This is a genomic window from Ktedonobacter sp. SOSP1-85 (assembly GCF_016587415.1).
Lineage (GTDB): Bacteria > Chloroflexota > Ktedonobacteria > Ktedonobacterales > Ktedonobacteraceae > Ktedonobacter.
Genome location: NZ_BNJI01000002.1, coordinates 2178023 through 2194819, shown reverse-complemented (window position 1 = coordinate 2194819; position 16797 = coordinate 2178023). Strand labels below are relative to the sequence as shown.

Below are 16797 nucleotides of genomic sequence, written 5' to 3'. Positions count from 1 at the left end.
ACATGAGTGACCTTTCAAAGATTATCGCAAACCTCTCACCAGTGAAACGTGAGTTGCTGCTGCGACGACTGAGTGAGAAGAATAACGATACAGGCTCCCAGATGAGAATCAGCCCACGCACAGGTGAGCTTGATGCTTATCCGCTCTCATTTGCCCAACAGCGGCTCTGGTTTCTCGATCAGCTGGAGCCGGGTAGCGCCACCTATAATATGCCCGCAGCTCTGCGCCTCGCGGGAGTGCTTGCCATCATGCAACTGGAGCAGAGCTTTCAGAGCATTGTCCAGCGGCATGAGAGCCTGCGCACCACCTTTCGCTCCCATCAGGGTGAGCCGATGCAGCATATCGCGGCTGAAGCTGAGATGCAGGTATTGCTCATCGACTTGAGCTGGCTTCCGACAACGAAGCGAGAGGGTGTTGTCCAGCAACTGGCGCGGGAGGAGGCCCATCGCCCCTTTGATCTCGCGCACGGTCCCCTCCTGCGCGTGCGCCTGCTACGCCTTCAGCCCCAGGAGCATATTCTGCTCTTCAATATGCATCATATTATCTCCGATGGCTGGTCCATCGGCGTCCTCGTGCGCGAATTCACCACGCTCTACCAGGCCGCCGTGCGCGGTGAGTCGCTTGAACTGACTCCCCTGCCCATCCAGTACGCCGACTATACTCTCTGGCAGCGCCAGTGGCTCCAGGATGAGCAGTTGCAACAACAGCTTACCTACTGGCAGGCTCACCTGGCGGATGCCCCACCTCTGCTGGATCTGCCCACCGACCGCCCGCGCCCACAGGTCCAGAGCTATGCGGGAGCCGAGTTCAGTCTCCACCTGGCACAAGAGCTGCGGCAAGGGCTGGAGGCGCTCAGCCAGCAGCAGGGAGCAACCCTGTTCATGACCCTGCTCGCCAGCTTCCAGCTCCTGCTCATGCGCTATAGCGGCCAGAGCGACCTGGTGATCGGGACCCCCGTGGCCAATCGCCGCCACCGCGAGCTGGAGGGCCTGATCGGCCTCTTTGTCAATACCCTGGCACTGCGCGGCGACCTCTCGGGCGATCCTACCTTCCTGGAGCTGCTGGCCCGAACGCGCGAGGTCTGCCTGGGAGCCTATGCCCACCAGGATGTGCCCCTCGAACAGGTCGTCACGAGCCTGCCCGTCGAGCGCTCGCTGAGCTATGCCCCCCTCTTCCAGGTTCTCTTCGCCTTGCAGAATGTCCCCCAGCAGAACATGGTGTTGGAGCAACTCAGCCTTGAGACAGTGGCCTTTGAGCATAAGACGAGCAAGTTTGACCTCTCGGTGCTGGTACAGGAGAGCGAGCAGGGACTCCAGGCCAGCGTCGAGTACAACACAGATCTCTTCGATGCCACCACCATTGAGCGGCTCATGCAGCACTGGCAGCAACTCTTACAGACCCTGGTCGCCGAGCCACGCCAGCGCCTTTCAAGCCTCTCGCTCTTCTCCTCTGCCGAACGCGAGCAGCTATTAGTACAGTGGAATGCTACTCAGTTGTCATATCCACGCGATAGCTCACTCCATCAGCTCTTTGAGGAGCAGGTACAGCGAAGTCCCGATGCTATCGCGGTCGTTTTCGCGGAAACACAGCTCACCTATGCCGAACTCGATCAGCGGGCTAACTGCCTGGCCGCGACCTTACAGAGCGAAGGTGTCAGGCCAGAGGTACTGGTGGGAGTGTATATGCACCGCTGTACAGAGATGGTCGTCGCGCTGCTCGCCATCCTGAAGGCTGGCGGAGCGTATGTGCCGCTAGATCCTGGCTATCCTCACGAGCGGCTGGCATATATGTTGCGCAATGCCCGGGTACCAGTGGTGTTGACGCAGCAGGCGCTCCAGGAGAGATTGCCCGCCGACGATATTTCTCGGGTGTTGTGCCTGGATAGTGAGTGGCAGCATATCCAGCAGGCTGCTTCGCCTTCGCCTCTAAAGCCAGGGCACGCCGAGCATTGCGCCTATGTACTCTATACCTCAGGCTCGACGGGGCTTCCCAAAGGAGTGGTCATCACACATAAGAGCGTCGTGGCGCTGCTATCCTGGGCGAGACAGTATTTTGCGGCACCTGACCTGCGCGGAGTCCTGGCCAGCACCTCGATCTGCTTTGACCTCTCGGTCTTCGAGCTCTTTGTGCCTTTGAGTTGTGGAGGAGCCGTCATTCTCGTCGAGAATCTCCTTCATCTGACACAGCTCGCAGAGGCTGGGCGCGTCACCATGATCAATACAGTACCCTCGGTACTCGCAGAAATTTGCGCGTTGGGCCAGTTGCCAGGATCGATCAGGGCCATCAACCTGGCTGGTGAAGCCTTGCCGCTGGCGCTAGTCCAACGACTCTATCAACAAGAGGCGGTGCAGCGCCTGTACAATCTCTATGGCCCATCAGAGGATACCACCTACTCGACGGCGGCATTGATCACAAGAGATGCCCAGATCGTGCCGATTGGGCGTCCGATCTCCAACGGAGAGGCATATATACTGGATCAGTATCTGCAAGCCGTTCCAGCCGGGGTGGTTGGCGAACTCTATTTAGGAGGGAGTGGCCTGGCGCGCGGCTACATGTATCAGCCTGCCTTGACTGCTGAACGCTTTATCCCACATCCCTTCAGTCAGCAGTCAGGGGCGCGCCTCTATAAGACAGGTGACCTGGTGCGCTACCGCCTGGATGGGCAGATTGAGTATCTTGGACGAGCTGATCAACAAATCAAGCTGCGTGGCTTTCGCATCGAGCTGGGCGAGATTGAGGCCGTGCTACGACGATTCAAGGCTGTCAAAGAGTGTATCGTCGTGGTACGTGAAGATACGCCTGGGCAGAGACAGCTTGTGGCCTATCTCATCCTGAGTGATGCATCCACAATGATTGAAGCCGTGAAAGGCCATGCCCAGAGCTATCTTCCAACCTATATGCAGCCCGCTCGCTATGTCATCTTACAGGCGTTTCCATTGACCCCCAATGGCAAGATCGATCGCAAAGCCCTACCCGCGCCCGAGATACAGCAGGCAAGCACAACATACGTCGCCCCACGTACCGAGATTGAGCGAAGCATTGTTGAAGCCTGGCGCGCGGTCCTGCCTGTCGAGCAGATTGGGCTGCAAGATAACTTCTTTGATCTTGGGGGACACTCCCTCAGCATTGTGAAGGTCTTTGAGCGCCTGAAGGTGTTCAAGCCTGATCTTGTGCTGCTTGACCTCTTTCAATATACAAGCGTCGAGACGCTGGCACGCTTCCTGCAAACTGAGGAGAAAGACAAGCAAGATCATACGCCAGAGAATATGCCCATCCCAGCACTGTCACCAGCACCACACGACGGGAACGCGGCAGATATCGCCATTATTGGCCTGGCTGGTCGCTTCCCCAGGGCGAAAGATGTGCATGCCTTCTGGCATAACCTGCGGGATGGAGCCGAAGCGGTCTCCTTCTTTACCGATGCCGAACTGGTGGCTGCCGGAGTTGATCCGCAGGTGTTCAACCAGGAGCGTTATGTACGAGCGGGTGCAGTATTAGAGGATACCGCATTATTTGACGCGACCTTCTTCGGATATAGTCCGCGCGAAGCCGAGATCACTGATCCTCAACAGCGGCTATTTCTAGAGTGTTGCTGGCAAGCCCTGGAGGATGCGGGCTACAACGCGGATGCCTATGCGGGCGAGATCGGCGTGTACGCTGGCAGCAGCATGAATACCTACCTGATCTCGAACATTCTGCGTAACCAGGCGGCGGTAGAGACAATGAGTCCCGGCCAGGTTGGCATCGCCAATGGCGGCGACTTCCTCACGACGCGCGTCTCCTACAAACTGAATCTCCGCGGTCCCAGCGTTACCGTGCAGACAGCCTGCTCGACCTCGTTGGTAGCCGTGCATATGGCCTGTGAAAGCCTGCGTACAGGCGCATGTGATATGGCATTGGCTGGCGGAGTCTCAGTGCGCTTCCCGCAAAAGACCGGATACCTGTACGATGAGGGGGGTATCCTCTCGCCCGATGGACACTGTCGAGCCTTTGACGCCAGCGCCCAGGGGACGGTGTCCGGGGATGGTCTGGGCGTGGTGGTCTTAAAACGGCTCGACGAGGCTCTGGCGGATAACGATACGATCTACGCGGTTATCAAAGGCTCGGCCATAAATAATGATGGCAAGCAGAAGGTCGGTTATACCGCTCCCAGCGTGGCGGGGCAGGCGAGGGTCATCCAGAAGGCGCTGGCTATGGCCCGGATCAGTCCGGAAACAGTCAGCTATATAGAAGCGCATGGAACAGGGACCCTCATCGGTGATCCCATCGAGATGGCCGCGCTACGCCAGGTCTATGGCACAGATGGAAGTCAGAAGCACTGCGCTATTGGCTCAGTCAAGACCAATATAGGACACCTGGATGCCGCCGCTGGTATTGCGGGCCTACTCAAAAGCGTCCTGGCACTGCACCATCAACAACTGCCACCAAGCCTGCACTTCCAGCAAGCCAATCCGGCACTGGAACTGGAGCAAAGTCCGTTTGTCGTCAATACTAGCTTACAGCCATGGCCACGACATGGCGAGGCGCGCCGGGCCGGGGTCAGCGCCTTTGGCATTGGCGGGACAAATGTGCATCTTCTGCTAGAGGAAGCTCCTTTGCGCGAGGAGGCAGTAAACACGAACCTGGCGCCTCAGCTCATCGTGCTCTCAGCGCGCAGCGAGGCGGCTCTCGACCAGGCACGCAGTAACCTGGAGAGTCATCTGAGGCTGCACCCATCGTTGAAACTAGCCGATGTCGCATATACGTTGCAAGTGGGACGGCAAGCGTTCAACCACCGCCTCTCGGTCGTCTGCTCAGATCTCGACGATGCTGTGAAACAATTGCAAGATCCGCACTCGCCCATCACCAGGCGCAGCATGATAGCAGAGAATCATCCGGAGCTAGTCTTTCTCTTTTCGGGGCAGGGAGCGCAGTATGTAGGCATGGGCGAGGAACTCTATCGCACGGAGCCAACCTTCCACGAGGCCATCGATACCTGTGCCGAACTGTTGCAGCCACACCTTCAACTTGATCTGCGCACGATCCTCTATCCTGATGCGGAACAGCGCGAGGCCTGCCGGGAACTACTGGACCAGACCTGGCTTACCCAGCCAGCGCTTTTTGTCACAGAGTACGCGTTAGCACAACTCTGGCGAGAGCGGGGTGTCGTTGCGGATGCCATGCTTGGTCATAGCATTGGCGAGTATGTAGCGGCCTGCCTGGCAGGCGTGTTCTCACTCGCAGACGCGCTACAACTGGTCGCTGCCCGGGGTCGTTTGATGCAAGCGCTACCCCAGGGCGCGATGTTGATGGTGGCACTGGCGAAGGAGGAGGTCCAGGCATATCTGCGGGCAGAGTTCGCAGAGCTTTCGCTAGCGGCCCATAATGGTGAGGCCAACTGCGTCCTCTCGGGTCCACATGTGAAGATTGAAGAGCTGGAACGAGAACTTACGGCCAGAGACATCTTCTGTCGCCGCCTGCATACCTCTCATGCCTTTCATTCGCAGATGATGGACCCCATTCTAGAGCAGTTCAGGCTCCAGGTAGAGGCCATCACCCTGAAACCACCCGGACGACCATATATCTCCAACCTCACCGGAACCTGGATTACAATTCAGCAAGCGACCGATCCAGGCTACTGGGTAGCACACTTGCGGCAGCCTGTACGCTTCGCGGAGGGATTACAGGTTCTGTTGCAAGAGCGCAGGTGCCTGCTCTTAGAGGTGGGACCAGGACGGACCTTGAGTATGCTCGCCCGGCGCCATCCGGCCAGGCACGTCGAGCAGAGCGTGTTCTCTTCCCTGCGCCATCCTCATGACCAGGACTCTGACCGGAGCTTCCTCCTCGCGACCTGCGGGCAGCTCTGGAATGCCGGAGTTGGCCTTGATTGGGCGGGGCTACATACAGGTGAGCGGCGCACACGCATCCCCCTACCAACCTATCCCTTTGAAGGCAAACCCTTCTGGATCGCGCCAGATAGAGCAAGCGTACAGCTATCTCCAGTCGCTGTCTCGCTTTCTGAGCAGGCACAGAGCGAGAAAATCCCGGCTCAGGAGGAGTGCGATGACCGTCCAGAACTGGCAACTACCTATGTCGAACCGCGCACGGACCTGGAAAAGCGCGTTGCCCGCATCTGGCAGGCGCTGCTGGGAATTGAGCACATCGGCATCCACGATAACTTCTTTGAGCTGAACGGCGATTCGCTGCTGGCGACCCAGGTCGTGGCGCACCTGCGCAAAGAGTTGCATATAGAGCTTCCGTTGCGCACACTCTTTGAAACACCAACGATTGCAGGCATGGCCCAACAGGTGGAACAGTTGCGCGCGGAAGAGGCAAGCGAAAGCGAGCCGCCGCTTACCACCGCTCCTCGTACGCAACAACTACCACTCTCATTCGCGCAACAACGTTTGTACTTCATGGCTCAGCTCGAACCAGAGAGCAGTGCCTATACCATGCCAACGGCGCTGCGACTCTCGGGTAGGCTGGTCCTTGCGGCTCTTGAGAAGAGCTTGAAGAGCGTGGTAACGCGCCACGAGAGCCTACGCACGACCTTTACTATGCGTAATGGAAAGCTAGCGCAGGTGATCGCCGTCGAGTCTAACATCGCCCTCTCGCTCATCGACATACAGAACTTGCAGGCGCAGGAACAGCAAGAGCTGGCGCTGTACCTGGCTCGGCAGGAGTTCCAGCGGCCCTTTGACCTGGCGCGCGGACCATTGTTGCGGGTCTTGCTCTTGAGGCTACAGGCAGAGGAGCATGTCTTGCTCTTCACGATGCACCACATCATTTCGGATGGTTGGTCAATAGAGGTGCTGGTGCGGGAGATTACCGCGCTCTACAGGGCCGAGCTAAGCGAGGAGGCCGCTATCCTGCCAGTGCTCCCCATTCAATATGTGGACTATGCCCTCTGGCAGCGGGAATGGTTACAGGGACCCGTATTGCAACGGCAACTGGAGTACTGGCACCAGCAGCTCAGCGGCATGGTTCCCCTGGAGCTGCCCTCGGATTACCCGCGCTCGGTCGTACAAGCAGCTAGGGGAAGTGCCTGTACTTTTACCTTGCCCCTCGATCTCTCACGTCAACTCAGGGCATTGGGGCAGCGGGAAGAGGCGACACTATTCATGGTCCTGTTCGCCGCCTTCAACGTACTCCTGGCATACTACACAGATCAGCGAGACCTTATTATAGGAACGGATATCGCCAATCGTAATCGAGCCGAGACGGAGGGACTGATTGGCTTTTTTGTGAACCAGCTAGTGTTGCGCACAAGCCTCGCCGGCGACCCCGATTTCCACGAGATAATCCAGCGCGTCAAAAAGATTGCGCTTGAGGCCTATGCGCACCAGGATGTGCCATTCGACCAGGTGCTTTCAAAACTCAATCCTGAACGCGACCTCAGCCGCACTCCACTCTTCCAGATTAAATTTGTCTTACAAAATGTGCCGTTGCAGGAGTCTTCGCTGCCTAATCTCCAGGTCAAGCCAGTCGAATTTGAGCGTGGAAGCGCCAAGTTTGATCTACTCCTCAATGTATGGGAAGGCGAAGAGGCCCTCTCTGGCGAACTCGAATATAGAACAGATCTCTTCAGTGCGAAGACGATGACCCGCTTCTTACAGCTCTTCGAGCGCACGCTTGAACATCTTGTAGAGAATCCGGACACGTCACTACACGAAACCATAGTCATGCTCGCTGCCATCGAGGCCAGGGAGCGACAACAGGGAAATATGCAAAAATTGCACAAAGCGAGGCGTAAGGCCAATGTTCTGCATAGCCAGAAGGAGGTAGCCAATGACTAAGCAACCTGACGAGTTCGGCCTGAAATCGTTGCGGTCAATAAAGCGGAGAGCGCTGACGACGGCGAATACATTGCAGGAACACCTGGTAAAGATAGAGCAGCTCGATCCAGCGCGGCAGCTCCCATTACTCGTGCAGCCAGCGGTCGATGGCCTGGACCTCATGGGCTGGGCCTCCAGCAATCAAGAGTTGCTCAAGACTTATTTGCTAAAACATGGGGGCATTCTCTTTCGCGGCTTTGCGATCAATACTGCCGACGACTTTGAGCAGTTTATTGCGCGCGTCGCGGGGAGCGCGCTGGAGTATCGAGAGCGCTCCTCACCCCGGAGCCAGATCAGCGGCAATATCTACACCTCGACCGACTATCCCGCCGATCAAAGCATCTTCTTGCATAACGAAAACTCCTATCAGCAGACCTGGCCTCTACGAATCTTCTTCTGCTGTAAAACGCCTGCCCTTGAGGGTGGAGAAACACCCATCGCGGATGTACGCAGAGTCTATGAGCGCATCGACCCCCAGATTCGTGAGCGCTTTCGGCAGAAGCAGGTGCTCTACATCCGCAATTTTGGAGATGGGATGGGCCTGCCCTGGCAGACCGTGTTCCAGACTACCAGCCGGGAGGCTGTCGAGGAGTATTGCCAGAGATCTGGCCTCCAGTGTGAATGGAAGGACAATAATCGCTTGCGAGTGCGACGCACAGGTAAGGCGATCATCGCCCACCCGGAGACCGGCGAGATGCTCTGGTTCAATCACGCCACCTTCTTCCACGTGACCACCCTGGAGTCCAAAACACGCGACATTCTGCTCAAACAATTTAAGGAAGAAGACCTGCCAAACAATAGCTATTACGGCGATGGTTCACCCATTGAAGAGAACGTGCTAGACGAGTTGCGCCACGCCTACGCGGAGGAAACGGTCCTATTTCCCTGGCAAAAAGGGGATGTTCTGATGTTAGACAACATGCTCGTCGCACACGGACGCACGCCATTCTCTGGTCCACGCCAGATCCTGACAGGAATGAGCATGCCTTATAGTAGCAAGCTATAAAAAAGCAATCACAGAGGCCAGGAAGGGAAAGGGGTCCAGGGGGAAGCCCCTGGTGGGGTTAAGGGGTTACCCTTATTTCTCTTCCCCTATAGGTTAAGTAAAAATGCACTAGAGATAGAAAGAGAGCGACCATTAATGCAGGAGACACTCAGAGAGAGCTTTCGCCTTTCTCCACAGCAACGGCATCTGTGCGCGCTGATGCACGGAGAGGAGACTTTTCCCTACCGTACGCACCTCACCATCCAGCTAGAAGGGTCTCTCGATGTCTCCCGTTTGCGCCGAGCCATGCAGCGCCTGGTCGAGCGCTATGAGATTCTACGCACGGATTTCCCCACGCTCCCAGCGTTTACCATGCCAGTACAGGTCATCAACCCCGAAACACAGCTCTCGCTGAATGTGCATGATTGCTCTCACCTCTCCTCGCAGAAACAGGCGGCGGAACTGCTCAGCGCATGTGAAGCGCTCCGCAACAGGCCTCTCGATCTCGCTAAAGGGCCTGCCTGGCGGGTAGAAATAATGCGCTGTGATACGCAACAGCACTGGATGCTCTGGGACCTGGCGGCCATGAATGCGGATATGCAGACATGCCATATCTTGCTGCAAGAATTGAGCCAGGAGTATGCGGAGGAAGATCGCCAGGAGGACGAGGAGCCATATCAGTATGCCGACCTGGCGGAGTGGCAATACGAGGTACTGGAAGCCGAAGAGGCAGCAGCAGGGCGAGTCTACTGGCGCACAAATGGCGCAGCATTACAGCATCCCGCTTCCCTTCCCTATGCGCACCTGGCAAATGAGCTGCTACCTTTTATCCCTCAGAGCTGTAGCCTTGAACTTGCACCAGCACTGCTTAGGCAATTGCGCGATCTGGCGCGGCGCCTGGATGTTACCGAGAGTAGCATCCTGCTGGCCTGCTGGGGCAGCGTCCTCTCGCGCCTGACGGCCCAGGAGACGCTGCTGATTGGCACAGAGCACGATGGACGGAAGTATGCAGAGTTAGCGGCGGCCATCGGCACCTTTGCCAAAACCCTGCCCCTTGTCTATCGGTTTCCCGCAGGCGCCCTATTTCGTGAAGTAGTGGAACAAACAGCCAGGAAGATCGATGAGGGCCATGCCTGGCAAGAATACTTTAGCTGGCAGCGGGTGCAGGCAAGTATCGAGGGCGTGGAGCCGTTTTGTCCCTATGGCTTCGCCTATGAGACGCTGCCACCTCCCTGGCAAGAAGGCAGTATCACATGGAGAGTCGCGGAGCAAGGAATCTATCAGGATCGCTTTCATGTCGCCCTTGCCTGCTTGAAAAGTTTGGCGAGCATGAGCGTAAACCTCCACTATGATCAGAGCATCTTTGAGCAGGAGGATATGCAGCGCCTCCTTATGCAGTGGCAGCATGTATTAGAGCAGGTGCTTGTCAATCCTGACATAACGCTGCATGCCCTGCAACTACTCAATGCGGAGCAACAGCGCCTTATCTTGCATGAGTGGAATGCCACCTGGGCTGAATATCCCTCTGAGCGGGGGGTCCAGCAGCTTTTTGAAGAGCAGGTGGAGCACACCCCCGCTGCCATTGCGGTGTTATGGGGAGATGAGCAGATCACGTACTGGGACCTGGATAGCCAGGCGAATCGCCTGGCACATTATCTGCGTCGGCATGGCGTCGGTCCAGAAGTACGTGTGGGCATCTGTTTACCGCGCTCGCCGCAGGTGCTTGTAGCAATCCTGGCCGTGCTCAAAGCTGGGGGCGCCTACGTGCCTATCGATGGGGGGCTGCCTCCAGAGCGACTCACCTTCATCATGCACGACGCCAGCATATCGCTGCTCATCACACAGGACGAGATAACCCATACACTCGCCCTGCCCGGTATAGAGGAGGTGCACCTGGATCAGCTTCAGGAGCAGTTAACCCAGGAGAAGAATACTGCTCCAAGCTGGCGAGGCACGGCCCAGAACCTGGCATATATGATCTATACCTCGGGTTCTACCGGGCGCCCCAAAGGGGTCATGATAACGCAGCAGGGATTAGTAAACTATGTGCATTGGGCCAGGCAGGCGTATTGCTCGCAACCAGGGAGGGGCGCGCTCCTGCATTCTCCCCTTGGCTTTGATCTGACCGTGACCAGCATCTTCCTCCCCCTGCTGAGTGGGCAAGCAGTGGAAATATTGGGCGAGGGGCAGGGCCTGGAAGGACTGGTGGAGAGGCTGAAGCAGCGCCCACAGTGGAACCTTTTGAAGGTGACACCGGCCCACCTGGAAGCGTTAAGCACGACGCACTTGCAGCAAGAACTGGCAGAGAGTGCCCAGGTTCTTATACTTGGTGGCGAGGCGCTTGGCTATAAGACGCTTGCCTGGTGGCAGCAGTGGGCACCGAACTGTCGCGTGATCAACGAGTATGGGCCAACCGAGACCGTGGTGGGATGCTGCGTCTATGAAGTGCCTGCGGGAAAGGCGCCAGAGCAAGGGAGCGTGCCAATTGGCAAACCTATCGCCAATACCCAGCTCTACGTGCTCGACCCTCAGCAACAGCCAGTTCCCATAGGCATAATCGGCGAGCTCTACATCGGAGGCCTCGGCCTGGCGAGAGGCTATTGGCAGAGACCCGAGCAAACCGCCGAGCGCTTTGTTCCCAACCCCTTTAGTACGCTGGCAGGCGACCGACTCTACCGCACAGGCGATTTAGCGCGCTATCGTACTGATGGCACCCTCGAATATCTCGGGCGCCTGGATAACCAGGTAAAATTACGCGGCTACCGCATTGAGCTGGGAGAGATCGAAGTTGTTCTTAACCAGCACCCTCGCGTCAAGCAAAGCATTGTGCTTGTCCAGGGGGATGAAGACGCGGAGAAGCGGCTCGTAGCCTATGTAGTCACCGAGGAAGAGCGGGCCATCTCGGGAGGCGAACAGGAGCTACGCGCATTCTTGAAAGAGCGCCTGCCCGAGTACATGCTCCCCACCCATTTTGTCGCCCTGGAGCAGCTCCCCCTGACGACCAATGGCAAGGTGGACCGCAAGGCCCTGCCCCTACCCGAGGAACACCAGTCAAGTTGGCAGCGGGAGCGCTATGCCGCGCCAGTGACCCCGCTTCAGCAGCAGCTAGCCTCCATCTGGAGCGAGCTGCTGCTACGCCCACACCTGGGTATCACCGATAACTTCTTCGAGTTGGGAGGGCATTCATTACTGGCAATGCAGGTCATTGCACATGTCCAGCAGGCTCTGGGAGTGGAACTGGCCCTGCGCACCCTCTTTGAGGCCCCCACCATCGCCGAGCTGGCCCAACGCATCGAAGCCCTACAGCAGCTTGGGTCCTCCGAGGGGCTCCCTCCGCTGGTGCCTATGGCTCATCCAGAACTGCTTCCTCTCTCCTTTGCCCAGCAGCGGCTCTGGTTCCTCGACCAGTTGGAGCCAGGTAATATCACCTATACGATTCCATCGGCGCTGCGGATCACGGGCTCCCTCTCCTTTGAAGCCCTGGAGCAAAGCCTGCGGCAGATCGTCAAGCGGCACGAGAGCCTGCGCACCACCTTTATCACTCAACAGGATGTGGTTATTCAGCATATCGCGACAGATATCCCTCTCCAGGTCCTACTCATCGAGCTAAGCGGCTTCGTGCCGGACCAGCGAGAAGAACTCATACAGCAACTGGCGCGGGAGGAGGTCCATCGCCCCTTTGATCTCGCGCACGGTCCCCTCCTGCGTGTACGCCTGCTACGCCTTCAGCCCCAGGAGCATATCCTGCTCTTCAATATGCATCATATCATCTCCGATGGCTGGTCCATCGGCGTCCTCGTGCGCGAATTCACCACGCTCTACCAGGCCGCCGTGCGCGGTGAGTCACTTGAACTGACTCCCCTGCCCATCCAGTACGCCGACTATACTCTCTGGCAGCGCCAGTGGCTCCAGGATGAGCAGTTGCAACAACAGCTTGAATACTGGCAGGCTCACCTGGCGGATGCCCCACCTCTGCTGGACCTGCCCACCGACCGCCCGCGCCCACAGGTCCAGAGCTATGTAGGAGCCGAGTTCAGTCTCCACCTGGCACAAGAGCTGCGGCAAGGGCTGGAGGCGCTCAGCCAGCAGCAGGGAGCAACCCTGTTCATGACCCTGCTCGCCAGCTTCCAGCTCCTGCTCATGCGCTATAGCGGCCAGAGCGACCTGGTGATCGGGACCCCCGTGGCCAATCGCCGCCACCGCGAGCTGGAGGGCCTGATTGGTCTCTTTGTCAATACCCTGGCCCTGCGCGGCGACCTCTCGGGCGATCCTACCTTCCTGGAGCAGCTGGCCCGAACGCGCGAGGTCTGCCTGGGAGCCTATGCCCACCAGGATGTGCCCCTCGAACAGGTCGTCACGAGCCTGCCCGTCGAGCGCTCGCTGAGCTATGCTCCCCTCTTCCAGGTTCTCTTCGCCTTGCAGAATGTCCCCCAGCAGAACATGGCTCTCGATCAAGCCACCCTGGAGGTGGTCGAGTTTGAGCGCAGATCTAGCAAATTTGACCTTACCGTACAGGTGCAGGAGAGCGAGCAGGGACTCCAGACCAGCGTCGAGTACAACACAGATCTCTTCGATGCCACCACTATCCAGCGACTCATGCAGCACTGGCAGCAACTCTTACAGACCCTGGTCACTGAGCCACGCCAGCGCCTCTCGGCTTTCGCACTCCTCTCACCCACCGAGCGCGAACAGCTCCTGGTCCAATGGAACCAGACCCGGCGTGAATGGGAGGCACCACTGCATATCCATGCCCTGCTCGCCCGGCAGGCAGAGCGCTTCCCTGACCGGCTCGCCGTGAGTGGTCCCGATGGACAGCTTACCTATGCCGCCCTCCAACAACAGGTGCAGCGGCTGGCCCGGCGCTTGCAGGCCCTGGGCGTGGGTCCCGAGACCCTGGTTGGCCTCTATCTCGAACGCTCAGCTGCCTTCCTGATCAGTGTCCTGGCCACCTGGCGCTGCGCCGGGGCCTCTGTCCCCCTGGACCCTGCCTATCCTCAGCAACGCGTGCAGACCATGCTCCAGCAGAGCGCCCTGCCCCTGCTCCTCACCAGGAGCCAGCTCCGCCATGGTTTGCCCTCGGAGGGCACACGCGTGCTGTGCCTGGACGAGCTGGCTGAGACCTCAGAGCACGAGACCTGGGTCGAACCTCCGCTGCTGGACGAGCAGCTGGCCTATGTCATCTACACCTCCGGCTCCACCGGCCAGCCCAAGGGCGTCATGGTGACTCAGCAGGGCATGCGCAACCATCTCTGGGCCAAGGTCGAGGCCCTCTCCCTGGGAGAGGAGGATGTGGTGGCCCAGACCGCTTCGCAGTGCTTCGATATCTCTGTCTGGCAGCTGTTCGCCGGGCTGCTGCATGGGGGACGGGTTGCCATCCTGCCCGATGCAGTGGCCCATGATCCCTGGCAGCTCCTGCGCGCCGTTGAGGAAGGTGGAATCAGCATCCTGCAAGTCGTCCCCTCCCTGCTGGGAGCGCTCCTCGATCAAGAAGGTGGGCAGGTGCTCTCCCAGAGCCGGGTGCGCTGGGTCAGCGTGACGGGGGAGGCCATGCCGGTGGAGCTATGCCGCCGCTGGTGGCGCGAGGAACAGGTCCTGCCCGCCCTGCTCAACGCCTATGGACCCACCGAGTGTTCCGATGATGTGACTCACGCCGTCCTCCAGCAGCCAGAGGAACAGGCGGGAACGTGGCGGGTGCCCATCGGCAGGCCGCTTGCCAACACCCAGCTCTATGTCCTGGATGAGCAGATGCAGCCGGTGCCAGCGGGCGTTATTGGTGAGCTGTATGTGGGTGGGATGGGGGTTGGTCGTGGCTATCTCAACGAGCCGGAGAAGACGGCGGGCGTGTTTGTGCCTGATCCCTACGGTGGCAAGGCGGGTGCCAGGGTGTACCGCACGGGGGACCGCGTGCGCTACCGGGGTGATGAACAACTGGAGTTTGTCGAGCGACAGGATGAGCAGGTCAAGCTGCGCGGTTACCGTATCGAGCTGGGGGAGATCGAAGCGGCGCTCAACAAGCAGCGGCAGATCAAGCAGAGCGTGGTAGTCCTGCGAGCCGAGACGGGGGAGGAAAAGCGCCTGGTGGCCTATATCGTACCAGAGGCGGGCGAGGTCGTGCAGCCGGGCAGCGAGGGCGAGCTGAGAAGCGCGCTCAAGGAGCGGCTGCCAGAGTACATGCTGCCAGCGCAGTTTGTACTGCTGGATGCCCTTCCTCTCTCTCCCAATGGCAAGGTGGATCGACGGCAGCTGCCTGCGGTCACATGGCAGGCCACGGAGCAACAGGATGAAGCGCGCCTGCTCGGTCCTCTTGAGGAGCTGGTCTTGCAGAGCTGGCAAGAGGTCTTACAGCGCGAACAGCCCGGGCTGTTCGAGAACTTCTTTGAGATCGGCGGCCACTCCCTGCTCGCTACCCAGGTCATCTCTCGCCTGCGCCACATGACCGGCGCCGACATCCCGGTCCGCACCCTCTTTGAGGCTCCCACCATCGCCCAGTTGAGCAAGCGCCTTCAGCAGCTGTTGAGCCAGGGACACCAGCAGCGGGAGGTTCCACCACTAGTCCCCGTCTCCCGCAACCAGCGCTTGCCGCTCTCCTTTGCCCAGCAGCGACTCTGGTTCCTCTCCCAGCTCGCTCCCGAGAGCAGCGCCTATACCATTCCCTTTACTGTCTCCTTCCAGGGACAACTCGACCAGCGTGCCCTCCAGCTGAGCCTGGAGCAAGTGATCCAGCGGCACGAGGTCTTACGCACCACCTTCCACCAGCAGGCGGGCGAGCCCTTCCAGGTCATAGCCCCCCGAGCCAAGGTCCAGATTGCCCTGGTCGACCTGCAAGCCCTCCCGCTTGCACAGCGTCAGCGTGAGGCCCAGGCCTTGAGCGCACAAGAGGTCAGCGTCCCCTTTGACCTGGAGAAGGGGCCACTGCTGCGCTGCCGCCTGCTGCGCCTGGACGAGCAAGACCACTGGCTGCAATTGAGCATGCATCACATCATCTCCGATGGCTGGTCCAGCGCCATCCTGGTGCGAGAACTGACCAGCCTCTACCAGGGGCTGCATACCGGCAACGAGGTCGTCCTGCCTCCTCTGCCAATACAGTATGCCGACTATGCGCTCTGGCAGCGCTCCTGGTTGCAGGGCGAGGTCCTGCGCGAGCAGATTCGTTACTGGACCCAGCAGTTGAGCGAGGCCAGGAGCGTACAGATCCCAGGAGATCGGGCACCACAGATCGTGCGCAGCGAGCGAGGGGCGAGCTACGAGTGGACTATCACGGAAGATCTGACCCGGGAGCTAAAACACCTGAGCCGGCAAGAGGGGGTTACGCTCTTTATGCTGCTGCTAGCAGGTTGGCAGACCTTGCTCTACCGGCTCAGCGGGCAGGAGGATATCGTCGTGGGGACCGATAGCGCCAACCGTTCCCACCTGGAGACCGAGGGACTGATCGGCTTCTTTGTCAACCTGCTAGCGCTAAGAACACGGGTGATTGGCAACGCACCTTTTCGAGACATTCTGCATGAGGTCCGCGAAACGGTACTAGGGGCGTATACCCACCAGGAGCTTCCCTTTGAGATAGTTGTCGAGCATCTGCACCTTGAACGCGTGGGCAACCGAACACCACTTGTGAATACCCTTTTCGTCATGCAGAACGTACCTGCCATCGAGGTCGAATTGCCCGATCTGCACGAGAACTCAATTAATAGCGGCACGACCTTCGCGAAATTTGACCTGGCCCTCTTTGTGACTGAGGTACCTGGAGCGGGCCTGGCCTGCGGCCTGAATTACAGTACAGACATGTATGAAGAAGAGACAATCGCCAGGATCATGAGCCACTACAATGAGTTGCTGCGCAACATTGTGGCCCACCCTGATAGCGTCATAGACACGCTGGATTACTACACCCAGGAAGAAAAGCAGTTACGCGCTACGCAACAGAAGAAGCGCTTGAGTCAGCATCTGAGCAAGCTCAAAGGCTTTAAAGATGGTACTGATCTTTCTTAGATGAGGAGCAAA

3 protein-coding genes are annotated in these 16797 nt (G+C 58.7%); all 3 read left to right on the top strand.

Translation table 11 applies throughout. From position 1 onward, the window contains the following. Positions 1-2: 2 nt before the first annotated feature. The 3 genes from KTE_RS37600 to KTE_RS37590 all read left to right on the top strand — a co-directional run bounded on the left by KTE_RS37600 (position 3) and on the right by KTE_RS37590 (position 16785). Positions 3-7775, top strand: a complete 7773-nt coding sequence (locus KTE_RS37600; protein WP_201390861.1) for a non-ribosomal peptide synthetase/type I polyketide synthase — start codon at positions 3-5, stop codon at positions 7773-7775. Beyond that, complete coding sequence (locus KTE_RS37595; RefSeq protein ID WP_201390859.1) at positions 7768-8820, top strand: TauD/TfdA family dioxygenase; 1053 nt, start codon at positions 7768-7770, stop codon at positions 8818-8820. Before KTE_RS37600 ends, KTE_RS37595 begins: the two co-directional genes overlap by 8 nt. A 135-nt stretch (positions 8821-8955) precedes the next feature. Beyond that, positions 8956-16785 carry a non-ribosomal peptide synthetase gene (locus KTE_RS37590; protein WP_201390857.1) on the top strand — a complete coding sequence of 2610 codons (7830 nt, stop codon included), beginning with the start codon at positions 8956-8958 and terminating at the stop codon, positions 16783-16785. Positions 16786-16797 lie beyond the last annotated feature (12 nt).

Bases quoted from the DNA above. Each gene is read 5' to 3' on its own strand.
- KTE_RS37590 (WP_201390857.1), top strand. From the start codon at position 8,956: ATGCAGGAGACACTCAGAGAGAGCTTTCGCCTTTCTCCACAGCAACGG.
- KTE_RS37595 (WP_201390859.1), top strand. From the start codon at position 7,768: ATGACTAAGCAACCTGACGAGTTCGGCCTGAAATCGTTGCGGTCAATA.
- KTE_RS37600 (WP_201390861.1), top strand. From the start codon at position 3: ATGAGTGACCTTTCAAAGATTATCGCAAACCTCTCACCAGTGAAACGT.